The sequence below is a fragment of the Streptomyces sp. NPDC048057 genome, from assembly GCF_040653095.1.
Taxonomy (GTDB): Bacteria; Actinomycetota; Actinomycetes; order Streptomycetales; family Streptomycetaceae; genus Streptomyces.
Genome location: NZ_JBEZNF010000023.1, coordinates 1 through 19,944 on the forward strand (window position 1 = coordinate 1; position 19,944 = coordinate 19,944).

At 72.9% G+C, this 19,944-nt stretch carries 16 protein-coding genes, 2 tRNA genes and 2 pseudogenes; 13 read left to right on the plus strand and 7 right to left on the minus strand.

Annotation, left to right across the window (positions count from 1 at the left end):
• Positions 1-262 precede the first annotated feature (262 nt).
• On the plus strand, positions 263-472 hold the full coding sequence (locus AB0E05_RS25540) for a hypothetical protein (protein WP_361967706.1): 210 nt from the start codon (positions 263-265) through the stop codon (positions 470-472).
• A gap of 21 nt (positions 473-493) precedes the next feature.
• On the opposite strand, the gene AB0E05_RS25545 is transcribed toward AB0E05_RS25540, so the two are convergent.
• Together AB0E05_RS25545 and AB0E05_RS25550 are read right to left on the minus strand one after the other, a co-directional pair.
• The gene (locus AB0E05_RS25545; protein WP_361967438.1) at positions 494-1,051 is read right to left on the minus strand and encodes a CGNR zinc finger domain-containing protein; all 558 of its coding nucleotides are present in this window, start codon (positions 1,049-1,051) and stop codon (positions 494-496) included.
• A gap of 188 nt (positions 1,052-1,239) precedes the next feature.
• Positions 1,240-1,653 carry an SsgA family sporulation/cell division regulator gene (locus AB0E05_RS25550; protein ID WP_003959770.1) on the minus strand — a complete coding sequence of 138 codons (414 nt, stop codon included), beginning with the start codon at positions 1,651-1,653 and terminating at the stop codon, positions 1,240-1,242.
• 190 nt (positions 1,654-1,843) lie between these two features.
• On the opposite strand from AB0E05_RS25550, the gene AB0E05_RS25555 reads away from it, so the two are divergent.
• The gene (locus AB0E05_RS25555; protein ID WP_361967440.1) at positions 1,844-2,344 is read left to right on the plus strand and encodes a TIGR02611 family protein; all 501 of its coding nucleotides are present in this window, start codon (positions 1,844-1,846) and stop codon (positions 2,342-2,344) included.
• 56 nt (positions 2,345-2,400) lie between these two features.
• Positions 2,401-2,472: transfer RNA gene (locus AB0E05_RS25560), tRNA-Val, on the plus strand.
• Between the two features lie 88 nt (positions 2,473-2,560).
• Here AB0E05_RS25560 and AB0E05_RS25565 read toward each other — a convergent pair.
• Positions 2,561-5,107 carry a hypothetical protein gene (locus tag AB0E05_RS25565; RefSeq protein ID WP_361967442.1) on the minus strand — a complete coding sequence of 849 codons (2,547 nt, stop codon included), beginning with the start codon at positions 5,105-5,107 and terminating at the stop codon, positions 2,561-2,563.
• A gap of 103 nt (positions 5,108-5,210) precedes the next feature.
• Here AB0E05_RS25565 and AB0E05_RS25570 point away from each other — a divergent pair, with 103 nt between their 5' ends.
• Both AB0E05_RS25570 and AB0E05_RS25575 read left to right on the plus strand, forming a co-directional pair.
• On the plus strand, positions 5,211-5,666 hold the full coding sequence (locus AB0E05_RS25570; RefSeq protein WP_361967444.1) for an SRPBCC family protein: 456 nt from the start codon (positions 5,211-5,213) through the stop codon (positions 5,664-5,666).
• A gap of 39 nt (positions 5,667-5,705) precedes the next feature.
• Positions 5,706-5,777: transfer RNA gene (locus AB0E05_RS25575), tRNA-Val, on the plus strand.
• 61 nt (positions 5,778-5,838) lie between these two features.
• Here AB0E05_RS25575 and AB0E05_RS25580 read toward each other — a convergent pair.
• A complete protein-coding gene (locus AB0E05_RS25580; protein ID WP_361967446.1) occupies positions 5,839-6,564 on the minus strand; it encodes a 3'-5' exonuclease in 726 nt (241 codons plus the stop codon).
• A 194-nt stretch (positions 6,565-6,758) separates the two neighbouring features.
• Between AB0E05_RS25580 and AB0E05_RS25585 the strand changes: the two are divergent.
• From AB0E05_RS25585 to thrS, 3 genes and pseudogenes are all read left to right on the plus strand, one after another.
• Positions 6,759-7,034, plus strand: a pseudogene (locus AB0E05_RS25585) (DUF4365 domain-containing protein); the annotation flags it as partial.
• 99 nt (positions 7,035-7,133) lie between these two features.
• Positions 7,134-8,027 (plus strand): annotated as a pseudogene (locus AB0E05_RS25590) (hypothetical protein); the annotation flags it as partial.
• A 180-nt stretch (positions 8,028-8,207) separates the two neighbouring features.
• Positions 8,208-10,184 carry a threonine--tRNA ligase gene (thrS, locus tag AB0E05_RS25595; RefSeq protein ID WP_361967448.1) on the plus strand — a complete coding sequence of 659 codons (1,977 nt, stop codon included), beginning with the start codon at positions 8,208-8,210 and terminating at the stop codon, positions 10,182-10,184.
• Between the two features lie 27 nt (positions 10,185-10,211).
• Here the strand turns inward: thrS and AB0E05_RS25600 are convergent, their stop codons facing one another.
• Positions 10,212-10,910, minus strand: coding sequence for a potassium channel family protein (locus tag AB0E05_RS25600; protein ID WP_361967451.1), 699 nt, complete (start codon positions 10,908-10,910; stop codon positions 10,212-10,214).
• A 66-nt stretch (positions 10,911-10,976) separates the two neighbouring features.
• Here AB0E05_RS25600 and AB0E05_RS25605 point away from each other — a divergent pair, with 66 nt between their 5' ends.
• Positions 10,977-11,537 (plus strand): HIT domain-containing protein, encoded by a 561-nt coding sequence (locus tag AB0E05_RS25605; RefSeq protein WP_361967453.1) that lies wholly within the window; start codon positions 10,977-10,979, stop codon positions 11,535-11,537.
• An 86-nt stretch (positions 11,538-11,623) separates the two neighbouring features.
• On the opposite strand, the gene AB0E05_RS25610 is transcribed toward AB0E05_RS25605, so the two are convergent.
• Together AB0E05_RS25610 and AB0E05_RS25615 are read right to left on the minus strand one after the other, a co-directional pair.
• Positions 11,624-13,276: a hypothetical protein gene (locus tag AB0E05_RS25610; RefSeq protein ID WP_361967455.1), complete on the minus strand. Its 1,653-nt coding sequence runs from the start codon at positions 13,274-13,276 to the stop codon at positions 11,624-11,626.
• A gap of 192 nt (positions 13,277-13,468) precedes the next feature.
• Positions 13,469-15,694: an elongation factor G-like protein EF-G2 gene (locus tag AB0E05_RS25615; protein WP_361967457.1), complete on the minus strand. Its 2,226-nt coding sequence runs from the start codon at positions 15,692-15,694 to the stop codon at positions 13,469-13,471.
• Between the two features lie 377 nt (positions 15,695-16,071).
• On the opposite strand from AB0E05_RS25615, the gene pgsA reads away from it, so the two are divergent.
• The 4 genes from pgsA (at position 16,072) to AB0E05_RS25635 (ending at position 19,845) form a co-directional block, all read left to right on the plus strand.
• Positions 16,072-16,740, plus strand: coding sequence for a phosphatidylinositol phosphate synthase (gene pgsA, locus AB0E05_RS25620; protein WP_361967460.1), 669 nt, complete (start codon positions 16,072-16,074; stop codon positions 16,738-16,740).
• Positions 16,737-17,702, plus strand: a complete 966-nt coding sequence (locus tag AB0E05_RS25625) for a phosphatidylinositol mannoside acyltransferase (protein ID WP_361967462.1) — start codon at positions 16,737-16,739, stop codon at positions 17,700-17,702. The genes pgsA and AB0E05_RS25625 overlap by 4 nt, the downstream gene beginning before the upstream one ends.
• The gene (locus tag AB0E05_RS25630; RefSeq protein WP_361967464.1) at positions 17,699-18,907 is read left to right on the plus strand and encodes a glycosyltransferase family 4 protein; all 1,209 of its coding nucleotides are present in this window, start codon (positions 17,699-17,701) and stop codon (positions 18,905-18,907) included. The genes AB0E05_RS25625 and AB0E05_RS25630 overlap by 4 nt, the downstream gene beginning before the upstream one ends.
• A gap of 389 nt (positions 18,908-19,296) precedes the next feature.
• Entirely contained in the window at positions 19,297-19,845 is a 549-nt protein-coding gene (locus AB0E05_RS25635; RefSeq protein WP_361967466.1) for a hypothetical protein, read from the plus strand.
• Positions 19,846-19,944 lie beyond the last annotated feature (99 nt).

Here is a 19,944-nt window from a genome sequence, read left to right on the forward strand (position 1 = left end):
TCGACGCGGTGGGGGTACCACCGTGCCCGCAGGGCACAGGGGGCCGTCGGTGACCGACGAGAACGCGGCGTGGGGGTACCTCCCGGGCCGAAGGCTCAGGGGGAGCGGTGCCAGGGCACGCGAGCCCAGCAAGATCCATAAGACACGCCCGAGGGCCTGCCGGGGTCCGTCCCGAGGGGTGACACCGGCTTGACATCAGCCGCTTCTCAGCAGGTGAGACGGGGCGTCGGGATGTGATGAACGCCCCTGTCCAGTATGTGTGTTGGGCGATCGCCGGGGCGCGCTCTGCGTCATCATCGGCCCCGAGATGCTCGATACCTCCCGGGGCCAGTCCCCCGCACCGACGACACCGAAGACCGACGAGCCGAGAGGCTGCCTCTTCGCCCTGTCCCAGCCACCGTTGATGATCTTCCTGACGGTGGTCGGCGTGCTGTTGCTCATGGCCGCCCTGCACGACCTCTTCCTGCTGTGAAGGCGTACGGCGCGGGCCGCGTCAGCCCGCCGCTTCCCTTCGGCGGGCCCGGTAGGCCGCCACGTGCAGGCGGTTGCCGCACGTGCGGCTGTCGCAGTAGCGGCGCGAGCGGTTGCGCGAGAGGTCGACGAAGGCCCGGCCGCAGTCCGGCGCCTCGCACCGGCGCAGCCGCTCCTGCTCGTCGGCGACGACGATGAAGGCCAGGGCCATGCCGCCGTCGGCCGCGACGTGGTCCGCGACGGAGGCGCCCGGCGCGAAGTAGTGCACGTGCCAGTCGTAGCCGTCGTGGTCGGTCAGTTGGGGCGTGGTCCCGGCCGCCGCGACGAGTTCGTTGAGGAGTTCCGCCGCGAGCGGTCGTTCGGGGGCCGCGAAGACCTCCGCGAACCGGGTGCGGACGCCCTGGACGGCCTTCAGGTCGCGGGCGCCGAGTTCGCCCACGTCGCTGATGGAATGGGTTTGGACGAATGCCTGGAGGGCGGCGACATCCGCCAGACCGTCGGCCTGATCGTCCTCCGGCGCCGTGTTCACCAGGTCGACCACCATGTCGAGGGCAAATCTGGTGTCGTGAGGGATCAGCACGATTCACTCCATGGCCTGCTGCGAGCCGGTGCCCGCAGAATTGCGCTGACTCTAGCGGCTCGCCCCAGCACGCACCGGCGCCGTCACCGCGTGGGTACGCGGTGACGGCGCCGGTTCCTTTCGTATGTGGTTGTCTGCGCGGCGCCGTCTCCCCGAGTAGGACGGCGCCGAGCAGCTCTCGGCCTGGCTCAGCTCTCGGCCAGGATGTGCGAGAGTTCGGTGTCGAGGTCGAAGTGACGATGCTCGGTGCCCGGTGGCACGGCCGCGTCGGTCCTCTTCAGGAACGACTCCAGGGCCCGCGCCGGGGCTTCGAGCAGTGCTTCGCCCTCCGGGGAGCTGAGCGCGATGCAGACGACGCCCTGGCCGTGGCTGCGGGACGGCCAGACTCTGACGTCACCCGTGCCGGTGGGCCGGTGCAGGCCCTCGGCGAGGAGGTCGCGGGCGAAGACCCATTCGACCGTCTCTTCGGCTCCGGTGTGGAAGGTGGCGTGCACGGCATAGGGATCGGCCGTGTCATACCGCAGGCCCGCGGGTACAGGCAGTGAAGACTCGCTCGATACAACGAGGCGCAGGTGCAGCTCGCAGCTGACCGTGGTGTTCATAAGCGCCAGGGCCTTTCGCTCAGTGTGCGCTCGGGGATTCGCACGTCGGCGAAATCGACATGCCACCTACGGTGTCGTTGTAAACCCGTCTGACCGTTTTGTGACTCTTCATATCGCTCGTACGGCGGTGCATTACTTTGCGTTATACGGCCATTCCGGTGATCGAACCGAATCCGGTAGCTTTGAGGGCATGAAAGCGGAGAGCGAGCGGGGGGAGGCCCTGATGACCACGGCTTCTGCCTCCGCGACGGGGGAAGTGACGGCGGGGGCCGTCGAGGGGAAGCCCGCCGAGGGCGCGACGGACGGGAAGGCGGACGACCAGCCGCTGGGCTCGCGTGCGCCGCAGTTCATCCAGCGCTCCCGGGTGCTGCACGTGAGCTGGCAGGTGGGGGTCTTCCTGGTGGGACTGGCGGTGGTCGGCGCGGGCGCCGCCATGCTGGTGCTGCCGGGGCCGGGCTGGCTCGTGATCTTCGCGGGCATGGCCATCTGGGCGACCGAGTTCGTCTGGGCCCAGCTGGTGCTGCGCTGGACCAAGCGCAAGGTCAGCGAGGCGGCGCAGCGGGCCCTGGATCCCCGGGTGCGGCGACGGAACATCATCCTCACCAGCATCGGCGTGGTGATCTGTGCCGTCCTCGGTGCGATCTACCTGTGGAAGTTCGGCCTCGTCATGCCGTGGAAGATCAACGAGTAGACCTGAGGGGGGTCAGGACCACCGCTGACATGGGGTAATGTTTGCGGTGCGTTCCCGGGCGATTAGCTCAGCGGGAGAGCGCTTCGTTCACACCGAAGAGGTCACTGGTTCGATCCCAGTATCGCCCACACAGTCGACGGTGGGGTCGGTCCGCAAGATCGCGGACCGACCCCACCGTCGTTTTGCTGCCCCCGGCGGGCGCCGGGGGCAGCGCGCTCAGCCCATCCGGCCGAGGCTCTCGCGCAGTCGGCGCGCGTCCCGCAGACGCTGCTCGTAGGTGGCCCCCACGGTCAGGAGTAGCAGGCCCGCCACGGCCGGCGGCAGCCAACGGGGCAGTGCGCCGACCACCTGTGCCACGTACGGCGCCAACTCGTGCAGCGCCACCAGTGCCAGTACCGTGCCGCCCAGCACCAGCGGGGCCTGGAGCCGCAGCCGGGCGCCGACGAGGGTCACCACCAGCGCCGCGAGGCCCAGCAGCAGGGGGCGCAGCCAGTGCGAGTCGCCCCAGGCCGCGAACAGGCTCGGCAGCAGCGTCACGGCCAGCCCCGGACCGTACGCCGTCCAGGACGGGGCCTGCGGGTCGCGCCGCCGCAGCAGCACCCCGACGACCAGCGCCGGCACGGTGACCGGGAGGGTGTACGCCTCCGGCAGCGTCACCTCCGACGCCGCCAGGCGCGCCCAGGAGGCGAGGACGAAGAGGGCCACCGCCGCGGTGCCCGCCACCAAGCGGCGCTGCGGACGGATCGCGGTGCCCGCGGCGATCACCCCGGTGAGCGCCAGCGCCAGGGACAGCGTCGGCAACCGGTCGAGGGTGAGCAGCACCGCGACCGCGGCCACGAGGATCGCCGTGGCCTCCAGGGCGAGCGTCAGCGGGTCGGTGAGCGGGCGTACGGCGGCGCCGGGCGGCCTGGCGGGGGACGCCTCGGGTGCGGGCTGCCGGGCGGTGCGGGCGGCGATCAGGCAGGCGACGGCCGGTACGGCGAGCAGCGTGAGCCCCGCCGCGTGCCACGGCAGCTCAGCCGCCCGCGCGAGGGCGAGCACCAGCCAGCCGCCGAAGAGCGTCGCGGCGACCGCCAGCGCGGCGCGCACGGCGTTTCCGGCGCGCGTCACGACGGTGGCGCCCGTCAGCGCCGCGAGCAGGACCCCGAGCACCGTGAAGGTCGCGGGGCGGGTCGCCAGCGCCAGCGCGCCCAGGCTGCCGGCCCCCACCAGGGCGCAGCCCAGCGCCACCGGCGCGAGCGTCGCGGACCGGCGTGTGCTCAGGGCGAGTACGGCGAGGGTGAGCACCAGCCCGTACGCCACGGTCACGGCGTACGCCCACCCCAGGGCCACCGGCACCGTCAGCAGCGCCGCCCACACCAGGGCCACGGACAGGCCCCGGGCGAACTCCGTCCGCTGGCCGTCCGCCAGCGCCGGCCCCGGCGCGGTCCCGGGGGACCGGTGCGCGTCGCGGAGCCGGGGCCACGCCAGCCACGCCACGGGCGCGAGCGCCGCCAGCAGCAGGACGACCGGCGCCGGCGCGAAGCCGACCGGGAGCGGACCGGAGCCGAGGGCCGCGTGGACGTCGGAGGGCGCGCCCTGCCAGACGCCGTCGGCGACCGTCCCGGCCGGTCCGCCCAGGACGATCGCGAGCAGCGGGAGCGTCGCGAGGGCCGCGCCCGTGTGGACCACCGCCGAGGCCAGCGCGAGCCCGCGCGCCAACTGCCGCGGCAGCCCGGCGCCCGTCGCCACCGGCACGGCGAGCACGCCGATCGCGGCGAGCAGATACGCGGGGACGGCCCAGCCGGCGGGGAATACCTCCCGCAGGACACCGCCCGCGGCGGCGGTCAGGGCGAAGCCCGCCGCCGCGGCCAGGGGCACCGCGCTCTCCGGCGTGCGCCACGCCCAGCCGAGCGCCACCGCGGCGACGGCGGCCAGCAGCACCCCGCCGGGCAGGGCGCTCGCCGCGCTGCCGGCCGCGGCCGACTCCAGCGCGCCGAGGGCGCCGGCCCAGCCGCCGGCCACCACCGCGCCGACCGTGGCCGTCACGCGTACCGCCGGGCGCGCCACGGTCACCGCCAGCGCGACGTCGCAAGCGGCCGTCGCCACCAGCGCCCAGCCGAGCGGCAGCACCCCCGACGACACCGTCACCGCCCACAGCCCCAACGGCAGTTGCGCGCAGGCCACGGCGAGCGGAAGCGGCAGGCGCAGCGCGCTCAGCCACCGTCCGTAGCCGGCCCACAGCGCGGCCAACACCGCCGCCGCCCACGCCGCGTACGCCGTGCCCGACGCATCGGAGAGCGCGACCTGGCGCAGCGCGTAGGCGTCCAACACGGTCAGCACCAGCGCCAGCGCCGCCACGGACTCCGCCGTCGACGCCAGGCCCCGGCGCAGCAGGGCCACGGGCGCCAGCAGCGCGCCGGCCGTGATCGACGCGAGGACCGCGCCGCGCCCGCCGATGCCCATGGACCCCCAGCTCACCAGGGTGAACGCGATCGCCGCGACCGCCAGCAGCACCCCGCCCAGCACCAGCAGCACGTTCTGCGCACCGCGCCGCGAGGTCTCCGGCCCCGGCACGCCGGTGCGGGGCACCCCCACCGCGGTGGCGTACGCCCGGGGCGCGGTGCTCAGAAGGGGCCGCTGCATCGCGGACAGCAGCCAGGCCCGGCGCACGAGCAACTGCGACCTGCGGGCGTCCAGTTGCGCCAGCTCGTTGTTGAGCATCGCCAACTCCACGTCGGGCGGCGGCGCTGACGGCGGCGGTGGCGGCACGGATGCGTTCATGGTGCGGAGTGTCGCGCCAGCCGCACCGCACGGGCATCGGCGCGAGTACTCAGATGGCGGCTGAGTACGCCCCCGCACGCCCCGGGGCGCACAGACTGGGCCCATGGACTGGAACCGCTACCGCTTCCGCGCGCGGTGGGACCTCGCCGCCGAGCCCGGCACGGTGTACGAGGTCCTGGCCCGCGCCGAGGAGTACCCCCGCTGGTGGCCGCAGGTCCGCTCCGTCACCGCGCTCAGCGACGACACCGGCGTCGTACGGCTGCGCTCCGCCCTGCCGTACGAGCTGACCATCACCGTGCGGGCCGTGCGCCAGGACCCGGCGGCCGGGGTGCTGGAGGTCGCGATGCGGGGCGACCTCGTGGGGTGGGCCCGTTGGACCGTCACGAGGGGCGGCGCGGGCACCCGCGTCCGGTACGACCAGGAGGTGGAGGCCCACAAGCCCTCGATGCGGAGACTGGCCGTGCCCGGCCGGCCGCTGTTCCGGGCCAACCACGCCGTCATGATGCGCGCCGGCCGCCGCGGACTGGTCGCGCTCCTGGAGGAGCGGCAACAGATTTGAAGGCAGACCGCCGGGGCCTGTATGGTTCAGTCCGTTCCCGGGCGATTAGCTCAGTGGGAGAGCGCTTCGTTCACACCGAAGAGGTCACTGGTTCGAACCCAGTATCGCCCACCGGGAGAGACCGGTCCGCCGACGGCGGACCGGTTTTTTCATGTCCCCGTGCGCGCGGACCTCAGGCGGCGGCGGGCAGTTCGGGGCGCAGCGGCCACGCCGGATCCACCGCCTCCGGAGTGCCGTTCAGCGTGAACCACGCCTGGAGGCCCCGGGCCTGCGCCGCGTGCCACACCGCCTGGAGCGTGTGCAACTCCGGCGCCGACAGGCGCTCCAGACGCGCCGCGAACCGCCGGCCCACCGCCCGCACCACCTCCAGCGCCGCGACCGCGTCCGCCGCCGCGTCGTGCGCGCCTTCCAGGACCACCTCGTACTGCGCGCACAGGTCCGCCAGCGTCCGGCGGCCCTTGCGGTAGCGGTCCAGGTGCTTGTCCAGCACCCGCGGATCCAGTACGCACAGCGGGACGTTCTCCAGATAGCGCGCCAGCGAGGCGGCGCGGTGGCGGCGCAACTCGCGGTCCAGCAACGTCAGGTCGAACGGCGCGTTCATCACCACCAGCGGGCGGGCCGCCGCGCACTGCTCGGCCAGCGAGCGCCCCACCTCCTCCATCACCGGCGCGGGCCAGCGGCCGTTGCGCTGGACGTGCTCGTCCGTCAGGCCGTGCACCTCAGTGGCCGTCGCCGGGACCGGCACCCCCGGATTGACCAGCCAGCGCGTCACCCGGACCGCGGCGCCTGGGACGTCCTGCACCACCAGGGCCGCCGAGACGATGCGGTCCGTCTCGACGTCCACCCCGGTCGTCTCCGTGTCGAATGCGGCCAACGGGCCGTCGAACCAGCACGTCATCCCCGAACTCCTCGCCCATGCACGGCAGATGGCGCCTGCCCTGCCCGAGACGGTGATACCCGGGCCGTTTGCCCCGTACGCCGGGCGGTGACAACACAGATGACGGGCACGGAAACTGACAGCTCGCCATGAACATCCGCACAGCGGACGGACCAGCCCGGAAGGTCGAAGAGCCCATGGCGCTCCCGCAACCCTCCGCCGCGGCCGGCTGCCCGCTCTCCCAGCCCTTCCCGGACGACGGCATCGACCGGCACGTCGGCCACGGCTCGCCGGCCCATGCCGTCGACCATGAGCTGCGCGCCGGTCACGACCGGCTCGGACTGTGGCACTGCTGCCACTGGACCAATCCGGCCGGCCACCCCGTGACCGGGCGTCGCGGGACCACCGCGCGGATCCCCGCCGCGCGGACCGTCGACGACCGGGCCCTGTGCGAGATCGTGGCGAGGGTCGGTCCGGGAGGGAGAGCCTGATGGACCGCCCCCCACGACGAAACCGTCCGATCCCACCCCTCGCCCGCCGTCGCCGGCCTCGTCCCGGACGGCGGCCCCGACCCCGGACGCATTGACCCCGCCGTCCCCAGCGACGAGGTCCGCTGCTGGCGCGACGTCCCGCGGGGGCCGGCCGGCACGGTGGCCTGGACCGTCCAGGAGCAGTTGCGCACCGCCGCCCGCGGACTGCTGATGGCCGGCGCGCTCGCCGCCCGCGGCCGGGCCGGCTACCACGGCGCACGCCACCGCCACCAGGCCCGCGCCCTGCTCGACGGCGTCCTGGTGCCGCCCGCGCCCGGCGGACGCTCGCTGACCGCCTTCGTGCCCGTGGCCACCGGCCGCCCCGCGGTGGCCGCGCTCCACCGGGCGCTCCGGGCCGCCCGCGAGGCCACCGACCACCAGCGGGCCACCGGCCGCCCCGACGCGTACGACTCCGCCGTGGCGCTCGGCGTGAGCCGGGAGCTGACGGAGGCCCTGGTCGCCCTGGTGCGCGGCTCGGAAGGCGCCGCCGTGCACCTGCAGTGGGCGCCGGGCACCCCGAAGCCCGAAGGGTGCGCCGGCCGGAGTGAACCGGTGGAGTTCACCCCCGGGGACCTACCGGCGCTGCGCGCCGCGGGCCTGCGCTACCTGCGGTCGGAGCCGTCCGTACCGGTCCGGATCACCGGCATCGTGGTGCGGCTGCGCCGCGCCGGCCCGCAGGGCGCCGGGGTCGTCCGGCTGCGGGTGCTGACCGGGGCCGAGGTGCCGCACGTGCGCGCCGCCCTGCCCGAGGACGCGTACCGCACCGCCGGCCACGCCCACCTCTGCGGCGTTGCGATCCGGCTGACCGGGCGGCTGGAGAGCCGCGGCGGCTTCCGCAGGCTCACCGACGCCAGCGATGTCGTCGCGGTCCCGGTGCACGCGGCCGAGCGCGACCGGCTGCTGAAGTCGCTGCGGGAGGAGCCGTGCGAGCCGTGCGGCCTGCCGGGGGAGTGACGCCGGCGAGGACGGCGCGGACGCCGTCCGGGGACGGAGAGTTATCCACAGGCGCGGTCACCGTTTAGCGGGCGGACCCCGAGGGTCGGTACGATTCAGTCGCACTCAGTACCCACGGGTGCGACCCCTTCAGCAGTCCCCAGCAGTCCCTCAGCAGCCTTCATCAGTCAGGAGAGAACGGTGTCCGACGTCCGTGTGACCGTCCAACGCGATTCCGAGCGGGAAGAGCGCGTGGTGACCACGGGCACGACGGCCGCCGACCTCTTCCCCGGGGAGCGCACCGTGATCGCCGCGCGCGTCGCCGGCGAGCTGAAGGACCTGGCGTACGTGGTCGCCGACGGCGAGGTCGTCGAGCCCGTCGAGATCTCCTCCCCGGACGGCCTGGACATCCTGCGCCACTCCACGGCCCATGTGATGGCCCAGGCCGTGCAGGAGCTGTACCCGGAGGCCAAGCTGGGCATCGGTCCCCCGGTCAAGGACGGCTTCTACTACGACTTCGACGTCGAGAAGCCCTTCACTCCCGAGGACCTCAAGGCCGTCGAGAAGAAGATGCAGGAGATCCAGAAGCGCGGGCAGCGCTTCGCCCGTCGCGTGGTGACCGACGAGGACGCCCGCGCGGAGCTGGCCGAGGAGCCGTACAAGCTGGAGCTGATCGGCCTCAAGGGCGCCGCCTCCAGCGACGACGGCGCGGACGTGGAGGTGGGCGCCGGCGAGCTCACCATCTACGACAACCTGGACGCCAAGACCGGCGAGCTGTGCTGGAAGGACCTGTGCCGCGGTCCGCACCTGCCCACCACGCGCGCCATCCCCGCCTTCAAGCTGATGCGGAACGCCGCGGCGTACTGGCGCGGCAGCGAGAAGAACCCGATGCTCCAGCGCATCTACGGCACCGCCTGGCCCTCCAAGGACGAGCTGAAGGCGCACCTCGACTTCCTCGCCGAGGCCGAGAAGCGCGACCACCGCCGCCTCGGCTCGGAGCTGGACCTCTTCTCCGTGCCGGACGAGATCGGCTCCGGCCTCGCCGTCTTCCACCCCCGCGGCGGCATCGTGCGCCGCGTCATGGAGGACTACTCCCGCAAGCGCCACGAAGAGGAGGGGTACGAGTTCGTCTACACCCCGCACGCCACCAAGGGCGCCCTCTTCGAGAAGAGCGGCCACCTGGACTGGTACGCCGAGGGCATGTACCCCCCCATGCAGCTCGACGGTGGTACGGACTACTACCTCAAGCCCATGAACTGCCCCATGCACAACCTGATCTTCGACGCCCGGGGCCGGTCCTACCGTGAACTGCCCCTGCGGTTCTTCGAGTTCGGCACGGTGTACCGGTACGAGAAGTCCGGCGTGGTGCACGGACTGACCCGCGCCCGCGGCTTCACCCAGGACGACGCGCACATCTACTGCACCCGCGAGCAGATGGCGGAGGAGCTCGACCGCACCCTCACCTTCGTCCTCAACCTCCTCCGGGACTACGGCCTGACCGACTTCTACCTGGAGCTGTCCACCAAGGACCCGGAGAAGTACGTCGGCTCGGACGACACCTGGGAGGAGGCCACCGAGGTCCTGCGGCAGGTGGCCGAGAAGCAGGGCCTCCCGCTCACCCCCGACCCCGGCGGCGCCGCCTTCTACGGCCCGAAGATCTCCGTCCAGGCCCGGGACGCCATCGGCCGCACCTGGCAGATGTCGACCATCCAGCTCGACTTCAACCTGCCCGAGCGGTTCAACCTGGAGTACACCGCGCCCGACGGCTCCCGCCAGCGGCCGGTGATGATCCACCGCGCCCTGTTCGGCTCCATCGAGCGCTTCTTCGCCGTCCTCCTGGAGCACTACGCGGGAGCCATGCCGCCGTGGCTGGCCCCCGTGCAGGCCGTCGGCATCCCGGTCGGCGACGCCCACGTCGACTATCTGCACGCCTTCGCCGCCGACGCCAAGAAGCGGGGGCTGCGCGTCGAGGTGGACGCCTCGTCCGACCGGATGCAGAAGAAGATCAGGAACCACCAGAAGCTCAAGGTCCCGTTCATGATCATCGTCGGTGACGACGACATGAACGCGGGCACGGTCTCCTTCCGCTACCGCGACGGCTCCCAGGAGAACGGCGTCCCGCGCGACCAGGCCCTCGACAAGCTCGCCCAGGTCGTCACCGACCGCGTCCAGGTCTGAGACCGCGCGGCCTCCGCCGCACGCGGGTCACGAACGGCCCCCGGGGGTGCTCCCCGGGGGCCGTTCGTCCTCGTCCAGCGTGAAGGTCTGGATCAGCCACGACGAGAACGAGCCCGTCACGGCGCCGAGCAGCGCCAGGCCGCCGGCCATCATGAAGACCGCGATCGCCCGGCCCTTGAAGGTCACCGGGGTCACGTCCCCGTACCCCACCGTGGTCAGGGTGGAGCAGGCCCACCAGATCGAGTCCCCGAAGGTCTTGATCGTCGCGCCCGGCGCCCCGCGCTCCTCCGCGTACACGGTGAGCGCACCGGCGAAGCCCAGCAGCACCGCCGACATCCCCGCGTAGGCGATCACCCGGGCGTAGAGGGTCAGCCGGGCGTGCCGACGGTTGTGCTGGACGGACTCGTAGAGCTTCACGAAGCGCAGCGGTCGCAGCAGCGGCAGGAGCACCACCAGCGCGTCCATCAGGTGGCCGCGCACGAAGGACAGCCCCTCGCCGCTGATCCGCCACCGGACCGCGTAGTCCACCACGAAGAGCGCCCAGGTCGCGTAGGTGACCAGCAGCAGGGCGTCCTTCCACCCCTGCGGCAGGTCCTCGTCGAGGATCCGCACCGCGTAGCAGCCCAGGAAGACGCCCGAGGCGAGGTAGAGGGGGACCTCGGTGCGCTGGCGCCAGCGCCACATCCGGCTCTCGGCCGTGGTGCTCTCGGGGCTCGGGGCGTTCATCGCTCCAGCATCGCGGGGCCCGTTCCGGCCCGCCCCCGGCGACACGCTGCGCAGGGGTGACGCCATATGCTGCACAGCATGACGAGTGAGCCGGAGCAGCAGATCGGGGTGGGAACGCCGGACGCGTTCCAGCGCTTGTGGACGCCGCACCGGATGGCGTACATCCAGGGCGAGAACAAGCCCACCGGACCCGAGGCGGGCGACGGCTGCCCCTTCTGCGCCATCCCGTCGAAGTCGGACGAGGACGGGCTGGTGATCGCCCGGGGCGCGAGCGTCTACGCGGTGCTGAACCTCTACCCGTACAACGGCGGGCACCTGATGGTCGTGCCGTTCCGGCACGTCGCCGACTACACCGAACTCGACGCGGCACAGACCGCGGAACTCGCGCTCTTCACCCAGCGCGCGATGACCGCGCTGCGGGCCGCCTCCGGGGCGCACGGCTTCAACATCGGGATGAACCAGGGCTCGGTCGCGGGCGCGGGGATCGCCGCCCATCTGCACCAGCACGTGGTGCCGCGCTGGGGCGGGGACACCAACTTCATGCCGGTCGTCGGGCACACCAAGGTGCTGCCGCAACTGCTCGCGGACACCCGGGCGATGCTCGCCGACGCCTGGCCCGACGCGTAAGGATCCCGTACCGCAGGAAGGGCTGTCCCTCCGCTCAAAGGCGGACGGGCAGCCCTTCCTGCTGGGTGGTGTCCCTACGGCGTGTCCTACGCGTCGTACAGGTCGGCCTTGCGCGGGGCCGCGTCCTGGACCGCGCCGCTGACGGCCATCGACCGGCTGCTGAAGCGGTCGGTGTCGACGCCGTTCTCCTCCAGCACCTTCAGCGCCGCCGCGTGGGCCACGCGCAGCACCGGCGCGGCGGCGCGCATCGCGTCGTCGGCCATGAAGCGGTGCCGCCAGGGCTGCTCGGCCCAGGCGTGCCGCAGTCCGAAGGGCTCCGGCAGCACCAGCTTGCCGCCGAGGAAGTCGAGCAGCGGGGGATACCAGGTGAAGGGTGCGCGCACCGCGAGCCGCACCACTTCCTTGGTCTCCACCAGCGGCAGCACGATGTCCCGGGTCTCCCAGAAGCGGATCGTCTTGCTGACGGTCTTGGTCTTGGGGGAGGACTTGGTGGTGAACAGGCCGTGCACCGGGCCGAGCGCATGACCGGTGACCTCGACCCGCAGGGTCTCGTGGAGCACCGTCACCGTGATCATCATCGTGATCACCAACTGACCGTCCCAGAGCACGAACTGCACGCCCAGGTAGTGCCGGTTGCCGCCGCTGAACTGCTGGTGGTTGCAGATGCGCTGTATCTCGTGCGGCTTGACCTGGAACGCCTCCACGTCCGCGCCCTCGGGACGGCTCACCCCGCCCGCGCCCTCGGCCACCGGGGTGACGATCCAGTGCTTCACCGACGGCGTGGGGAAGCCGCCGGAGTTCAACGGGCCGCGCTCCAGCAGCTTGAGCCGGTCGTGGATCGCGCGTATCACGTCCCAGCTGCGGAACTGGTTGATCTCCTTGCCGGCTTCCTTCGGGACGAGTTCCTCGGCCATCTGCCAGCTGCCCCAGCGGGTGCCCATGCCCAGTATTCCCTTGGGGCCGGCGTAGAAGACCGAGTTCGCGTTCTGCTCGGCGGTCAGCTTCTCCAGCCCCTGGCGCAGCTCCTCGCGCGCGGTCTCGTTCGGATGGCCGGGGACGGCCTCGGGGACCTTGGCCGCCACTCCGCCGCCCGACAGCATGCCGTCCCAGCGGGCGCGCAGGTCGACGGCGGACTTCTCACAGATCCGCTTGGCGAGGTACCAGCCGATGACCGGGGCGACGATCGCCCCGCGCGCGTAGTAGCCGAGGAAGCCGGTGAGCGGCGCCTTGATCAGGAAGATCACGGCGAGCGCGGCGATGCCCACCATCAGCGCGGTGCCCAACGCCCCCGCGCGCTTGTCCTGGGCGCCGGCGAGGGTGCGCCGGAGCTGGAAGATGCCCATCCACAGCAGCAGGCCCGGCAGGAACACCAACCCGAAGACGCCCATGACGGCGGTCAGTTTGATGTCCCGCGACTTGCGGAGCCCGTTGGCGGCCAGGCAGTGCTCCACCACCGTCTGGGGCTCCATGCCGAAGGACTGGATCAGCGCCCCGCGGGCCCCGCCGAGCGTCCGCATCTGCACCGCCCGGGAGAACGCCTCGCCGAGGTTCGGCTCGAAGAGGGAGAACTTCCCCTTCTTCACGTCCGACTTGTGCCAGTCGTTGTTGGCGTCCAAGATCGTCGCGACCGGGCTGTCGCGGTACGCCGCCGAGGCGAGCGCATGCGTCGCCGCCGTCTGTCCCGCCGCTCCCTGGATGGGGATCTGTGCCCCGGGAGAGAAATCGAATCCGTCCGCCACTTAAGGCCCCCATCGCCGCACGCCGCTTCCGCTCTGCGGCCTCTTCCCGACTGCCGTGCCCCGCACACCTGTTGAGCTGCGCACCTCAGCGTATCCGGGGCGTAGGCGCTTCGTCACGGGAGCGCGAAAACGCCTGCGGTGGCCGCCCGCTCGGACGGGGCGGACGGCCTGGACCACGGGGGCGCACGACGGCTACGCGCCGCCTTCGAGCTCCGCCCTGAGCCGGTCGGCGACCTGCTGGGGCATCGGCTCGTGACGGGCGTACGAGCGGCTGAAGCGGCCCGTGCCGTGGGAGATGGAGCGCAGGTCGACGGCGTACCGGCCGATCTCGATCTCCGGGACCTCGGCCCGGACCAGGGTGCGGGAGCCGGGCGCCTGTTCGGTCCCCACGACCCGGCCGCGCCGCCCCGACAGATCGCTCATCACCGGCCCGACGTATTCGTCCGAAACCAGTACCCGGACTTCGGCCACCGGCTCCAGCAGATGGATCGTCGTGCCGCCCGCCGCCTCGCGCAGGGCGAGCGCGCCCGCGGTTTGGAACGCGGCGTCCGAGGAGTCCACCGAGTGCGCCTTGCCGTCGTGCAGGGTGATCCGCACGTCCACCAGCGGATGGCCGGCGGCCACCCCGCGCGCCGCCTGGGCGCGGACGCCCTTCTCGACCGAGGGGATGAACTGGCGCGGCACCGCCCCGCCGACGACCTTGTCGACGAACTCGATGCCCGAGCCCGCGGGCAGCGGCTCCACGTCGATCTCGCAGATCGCGTACTGGCCGTGGCCGCCGGACTGCTTCACGTGCCGGCCGCGGCCGGCCGACCTGCCCCCGAAGGTCTCCCGCAGGGACACCTTGTGCGGTACGACGTCGACCTGGACCCCGTAGCGGGTGCGCAGCCGCTCCAGGGCCACGTCCGCATGGGCCTCGCCCAGGCACCACAGCACCAGTTGGTGGGTGGCCTGGTTCTGCTCCAGGTGCATCGTCGGGTCCTCGGCGACCAGCCGCGCCAGGCCCTGGGAGAGCTTGTCCTCGTCGGCCTTGCTGTGCGCCTGGATGGCCAGCGGCAGCAGCGGGTCGGGCATCGGCCACGCCTCCATCAGCAGCGGGGCGTCCTTGGCGGAGAGCGTGTCACCGGTCTCCGCGCGGGTCAGCTTCGCCACGCACGCCAGATCGCCGGCGATCACCCGCCCCAGGGTGCGCTGCTGCTTGCCGAAGGGCGCCGAGAGCGCGCCGACCCGCTCGTCCGCCTCGTGCAGGGCCGTCTCCGTGCCGTCGCGGTCGGCGTGGCCGTCGAGCCCGTGGCCCGAGACGTGGACCGTCTCGTCGGGGCGCAGGGTGCCGGAGAAGACCCGGACCAGGGAGATGCGGCCCACGTACGGGTCGGACGAGGTCTTGACGACCTCGGCGACCAGGGGCCCGTCGGGGTCGCACCCCACCGCCGGGCGGGCCGCCCCCTGCGGGGTGGTCACCTGCGGGCACCGGGCCTCCAGCGGCGTCGGGAAGCCGCGGGTGATCAGCTCCAGCAGCTCCACGGTGCCGAGGCCCTCCCGCCCGCCGCCAGCGGCCGGCGCCGCGGCGAGCACCGGGTGGAAGGTGCCGCGCGCGACGGCCGTCTCCAGGTCGTCGACGAGCGTCTTGACGTCGATGTCCTCGCCGCCGAGGTAGCGGTCCATCAGGGACTCGTCCTCGCTCTCCGCGATAATGCCCTCGATGAGCCGGTTGCGGGCCTGATCGATCAGCGGTTCCTGGTCGGGTTCGGGCGGCAGCTCGCTGCGCCGTCCCGACGCGTAGTCGTACACCTTCCGGGTCAGTAGGCCCACCAGCCCGGTGGTGGGGGAGTGGCCGTCGGGCCCCGGTGCGCCGTACTGCGGCAGGTACAGCGGGAGCACGGCGTCGGGGTCGTCCCCGCCGAAGACCTCGGCGAGCACCCCGGTCAGCTCCTCGTAACCGGTGCGGGCGGTCTCCAGGTGCGTCACGACGATCGCGCGGGGCATGCCGACCGCGGCGCACTCCTCCCACACCGCGCGGGTGGCCCCGGCGACGGCGCCGGGCTCCTGGGCCGCCGAGACGACGAAGAGGGCCGCGTCCGCGGCGCGCAGACCGGCCCTGAGCTCCCCGACGAAGTCGGCGTAGCCGGGGGTGTCCAGCAGATTGATCTTGTAGCCGTCCCATTCGAGGGGGACGAGGGAGAGTTGTACGGAGCGCTGTTGGCGGTGCTCGATCTCGTCGTAGTCGGAGATCGTGCCGCCGTCCTCGACGCGGCCCGCGCGGTTCACCGCTCCCGCGGTCAACGCCAGGGCCTCCACCAGGGTGGTCTTTCCCGATCCGCTGTGGCCGACCAGCACCACGTTCCGAATGGATGAGGGCCGGTCGGCCGTTGTAGCCCTGCCGGCGGCTCCGGGGTGTGCGTTCGCCTTGTCGCCCATGGTTGTGGCCTCCCGATCGATCGGATCGATGGCTTCGATGGCACGGTGGGGACATGAGGGCCGCGGGCGGGACGCCGGGGACCGGAGCGTACGGGGCCGCTCCGCGGAAGCCCGCGGTCGTCCTTCGAGCTTTCCACTCCCGTCAAGGCGCGTCCATACGTCGGACACCGTGCCCCACGGGCCGGGCGCCGCCGCACGTCACCCGCACGCCCACGCGCTGCTTGCCGCGCCCCCGTGCGCCGGCCGGCCCGCCCCCGGGGCCGGGGCAGGAGGAGCCCGGTCGCGGGTGCCCGGCGGTACCGGGCCCCGGTCGTGGCTACGATGGGCCAGCCGGTGGCCAACGGGGCCGCACGGCGGTAGAGAACCCCGGGAAGGCCATGCTGAACAAGTACGCGCGTGCATTTTTCACGCGTGTCCTCACACCGTTCGCCGCGTTTCTGCTCCGCCGCGGAGTGAGCCCAGACGCGGTCACTCTGATCGGCACGGCGGGAGTGATGGCGGGCGCGTTGGTCTTCTTCCCCCGGGGGGAGTTCTTCTGGGGCACGATCGTCATCACCCTCTTCGTGTTCTCGGACCTGGTCGACGGCAACATGGCCCGCCAGGCCGGGATCTCCAGCCGGTGGGGGGCCTTCCTGGACTCCACGCTCGACCGGGTCGCCGACGGCGCGATCTTCGGCGGCTTCGCGCTCTGGTACGCCGGCGAGGGCGACAACAACATCCTGTGCGCGGTCGCGATCTTCTGCCTCGCCAGCGGCCAGGTGGTGTCGTACACCAAGGCGCGCGGCGAGGCCATCGGCCTGCCGGTCGCGGTGAACGGCCTGGTCGAGCGGGCCGAGCGACTGGTGATCTCGCTGGTCGCGGCCGGTCTGTCCGGGCTGCACGCCTTCGGCGTCCCCGGCATCGACGTGCTGCTGCCGATCGCCCTGTGGATCGTCGCCGTCGGCAGCGCCATCACGCTCGGACAGCGGGTCGTGACGGTGCGCCGGGAGGCCGCCGAGGCGGACGCCGCCGGTCGCGAGGAGCGCAGCGGGGCCGAGGCGACATGACGGGCCGGCCCTCCGCCGACGCCCGCGAGCGGCTGGTCGACGGGATGTACGGACTGGGCTGGGGCGCGGTCAAGAAGCTGCCGGAGCCGGCGGCGGCCCGCCTCGGCCGCACCATCGCGGACACCGCCTGGAAGCGCCGCGGCAAGGGCGTGCTCCGGCTGGAGGCCAACTTGGCCCGCGTGGTGCCGGACGCGTCCGCGGAGCGCCTGGCGGAGCTGTCGAAGGCCGGAATGCGCTCGTACATGCGCTACTGGATGGAGTCCTTCCGGCTGCCGACCTGGACCACCGAGCAGGTCCGCGAGAACGTCCACATCCACGACGTGCACCACCTCACCGACGGCATCGCGGCCGATCGCGGGGTGATCCTCGCGCTGCCGCACCTGGCCAACTGGGACCTGGCCGGCGTCTGGGTGACGCGGGTGTTGCAGACCCCCTTCACCACCGTCGCCGAGCGGCTGAAGCCCGAGTCGCTGTACGACCGCTTCGTGGCGTACCGCGAGAGCCTCGGCATGGAGGTGCTGCCGCACGCCGGGGGCTCCGCCTTCGGCACCCTGGCGCGCCGACTGCGCGACGGCGGCCTGGTGTGCCTGGTCGCCGACCGCGACCTGTCCTCCTCCGGCGTCGAGGTGAAGTACTTCGGCGAGACGACGCGCATGCCGGCGGGGCCCGCGCTGCTGGCCCAGCAGACCGGTGCGCTGCTGCTGCCGGTGACCCTCTGGTACGAACGGGCGCCGGTGATGCACGGCCGGGTCCACCCGCCCGTCGAGGTGCCCGGATCGGGCAGCCGCGCCGACAAGACGTCCTCGATGACGCAGGCCCTGGCGGACGCGTACGCCACGGGGATCGCCGACCACCCGGAGGACTGGCACATGCTCCAGCGACTGTGGCTCGCCGACCTGGAGCCGCGCGGCGGCGACGGGGCGGGCGGCACGAAGGCGAACGGGAACGAGGCCGGCGCATGAAGATCGGCATCGTCTGCCCGTACTCCTGGGACGTCCCCGGGGGCGTCCAGTTCCACATCCGGGACCTGGCCGAGCACCTGATCCGACGCGGCCACGAGGTGTCCGTGCTCGCCCCCGCCGACGACGACACGCCCCTGCCGCCGTACGTCGTCTCCGCGGGCCGGGCCGTGCCCGTCCCGTACAACGGCTCGGTGGCCCGGCTGAACTTCGGCTTCCTGTCCGCGGCCCGGGTGCGGCGCTGGCTCCACGACGGCACCTTCGACGTGATCCACATCCACGAGCCCACCTCGCCCTCGCTGGGGCTGCTCGCCTGCTGGGCCGCGCAGGGGCCGATCGTCGCCACCTTCCACACCTCGAACCCGCGCTCCCGCGCCATGATCGCCGCGTATCCGATCCTCCAGCCGGCGCTGGAGAAGATCAGCGCGCGCATCGCGGTCAGCGAGTACGCGCGGCGCACGCTGGTCGAACACCTCGGCGGCGACGCGGTCGTCATCCCGAACGGCGTCGACGTCTCCTTCTTCGAACGGGCCGAGCCGAAGGCGGAGTGGCAGTCGGAGGGGGCGCACAGCTCGGATGAGGGCGGTGGCGGGAGACGGGCGGGCGGGACGATCGGCTTCATCGGCCGGATCGACGAGCCCCGCAAGGGGCTGCCCGTGCTGATGAAGGCCCTGCCGACGATCCTGGCGGCCCGCCCGGACACCCGGCTCCTCGTCGCCGGGCGCGGCGACGAGGACGAGGCGCTGGCCCTGCTGCCGCCCGAGGCGCGCTCGCGGGTCGAGTTCCTCGGCATGGTCAGCGACGAGGACAAGGCGCGGCTGCTGCGCAGCGTCGACGTGTACGTCGCACCCAACACCGGCGGCGAGAGCTTCGGCATCATCCTGGTCGAGGCGATGTCCGCGGGCGCGCCCGTCCTCGCCAGCGACCTCGACGCGTTCGCCCAGGTCCTGGACCAAGGGGCGGCGGGCGACCTGTTCGCCAACGAGGACCCGGACGCGCTCGCCGCGGCGGCGGTCCGCCTGCTGGACGACCCGGAGCGGCGCGAGCGCCTGCGGCAGCGGGGCTCCGCCCACGTGCGGCGCTTCGACTGGTCGACGGTCGGAGCGGACGTCCTAGCCGTGTACGAGACGGTGACGGCGGGCGCGGCGTCGGTGGCGGCGGACGACCGCGGCGGCCTGCGCGGCCGCCTGGGCCTCGCGAAGCACTGACCCTTTCGAGGGTGCTGGACCGCGGTCTTGCTGGGGGCGTTGGAGGTCCCCTGTCGTGCCTCCTGGGCGAGGGTCTTCAGGGGCGCTGGGGGTCCCCCCATGCCTTCTGGGCATAGGGGGCGGAACTGCGCGACCAGCCCCCACCGGGCTGCAGTCGGGGGAAACGCCTGAGAACCCCGACGTGCCCCGGAGCGCGCACAGGAACTCGGCCTTCCCTGCCGCATGGCGACTGCGGCCCGGCAGCGGCTTGTCGCGCGGCTTCGCCCCCTATGCCCAGAGGGCGTGGGGGGCCTCAGCGCCACTGAATCCCTGCGCCCCCCGGCGGGAACCGGTTGCGTGGGCACTCGCGGGCGCAAGCCGACCGCAGGGGACGCGTAGCCTTGGCGATCGTGATCGCAATGCTCATTTGGATCCTCGTCGGGCTCCTCGCCGTCGGGCTGTACCTCAGTTGGACCGCCGGCCGGCTCGACCGGCTGCACACCCGGATCGACGCGGCGCGCGCCGCGCTCGACGCGCAACTGCTGCGGCGCGCCTCGGTCACCCAGGAGCTCGCGACCTCCGGCGTGCTCGACCCCGCCGCCTCGATCGTGCTGTACGAGGCCGCCCACGCCGCCCGCCAGGCCGACGAGGAGCAGCGCGAGGTCGCCGAGAGCGAGTTGAGCGCGGCGCTGCGCGCGGTGTTCGCCGAGCCGGCGCAGATGGAGGCGGTGCGCGAGGTCCCCGGCGGGGAGGAGGCCTCCGCCGAGCTGGCGCACGCCGTGCGCCGGGTCCCCATGGCGCGGCGGTTCCACAACGACGCGGTGCGCGCGGCCCGCGCCCTGCGCCGCCACCGCAAGGTCCGCTGGTTCCGGCTCGCCGGACACGCGCCCTTCCCCCTCGCGTTCGAGATGGACGACGAGCCCCCCGCCGCCCTCGCGGACCGCCCGGGTGCCTCCTGACCTCCTGACCAGCGAAAACGATCCACCGCCTCACCATTGGCCCTTGTAGTGGACTGATCCGTGGAGGTTCCATCGATGGCACGTCCACCGGTCGGAGGC

Coding starts and splice junctions, on each gene's coding strand:
- AB0E05_RS25615 (WP_361967457.1), bottom strand. CDS start 15,694: ATGGGCGACAAGGCGAACGCACACCCCGGAGCCGCCGGCAGGGCTACA.
- AB0E05_RS25565 (WP_361967442.1), bottom strand. CDS start 5,107: ATGAACGCATCCGTGCCGCCACCGCCGCCGTCAGCGCCGCCGCCCGAC.
- AB0E05_RS25600 (WP_361967451.1), bottom strand. CDS start 10,910: ATGAACGCCCCGAGCCCCGAGAGCACCACGGCCGAGAGCCGGATGTGG.
- AB0E05_RS25625 (WP_361967462.1), top strand. CDS start 16,737: ATGACGGGCCGGCCCTCCGCCGACGCCCGCGAGCGGCTGGTCGACGGG.
- AB0E05_RS25570 (WP_361967444.1), top strand. CDS start 5,211: ATGGACTGGAACCGCTACCGCTTCCGCGCGCGGTGGGACCTCGCCGCC.
- AB0E05_RS25580 (WP_361967446.1), bottom strand. CDS start 6,564: ATGACGTGCTGGTTCGACGGCCCGTTGGCCGCATTCGACACGGAGACG.
- pgsA (WP_361967460.1), top strand. CDS start 16,072: ATGCTGAACAAGTACGCGCGTGCATTTTTCACGCGTGTCCTCACACCG.
- AB0E05_RS25555 (WP_361967440.1), top strand. CDS start 1,844: ATGAAAGCGGAGAGCGAGCGGGGGGAGGCCCTGATGACCACGGCTTCT.
- AB0E05_RS25550 (WP_003959770.1), bottom strand. CDS start 1,653: ATGAACACCACGGTCAGCTGCGAGCTGCACCTGCGCCTCGTTGTATCG.
- AB0E05_RS25630 (WP_361967464.1), top strand. CDS start 17,699: ATGAAGATCGGCATCGTCTGCCCGTACTCCTGGGACGTCCCCGGGGGC.
- AB0E05_RS25605 (WP_361967453.1), top strand. CDS start 10,977: ATGCTGCACAGCATGACGAGTGAGCCGGAGCAGCAGATCGGGGTGGGA.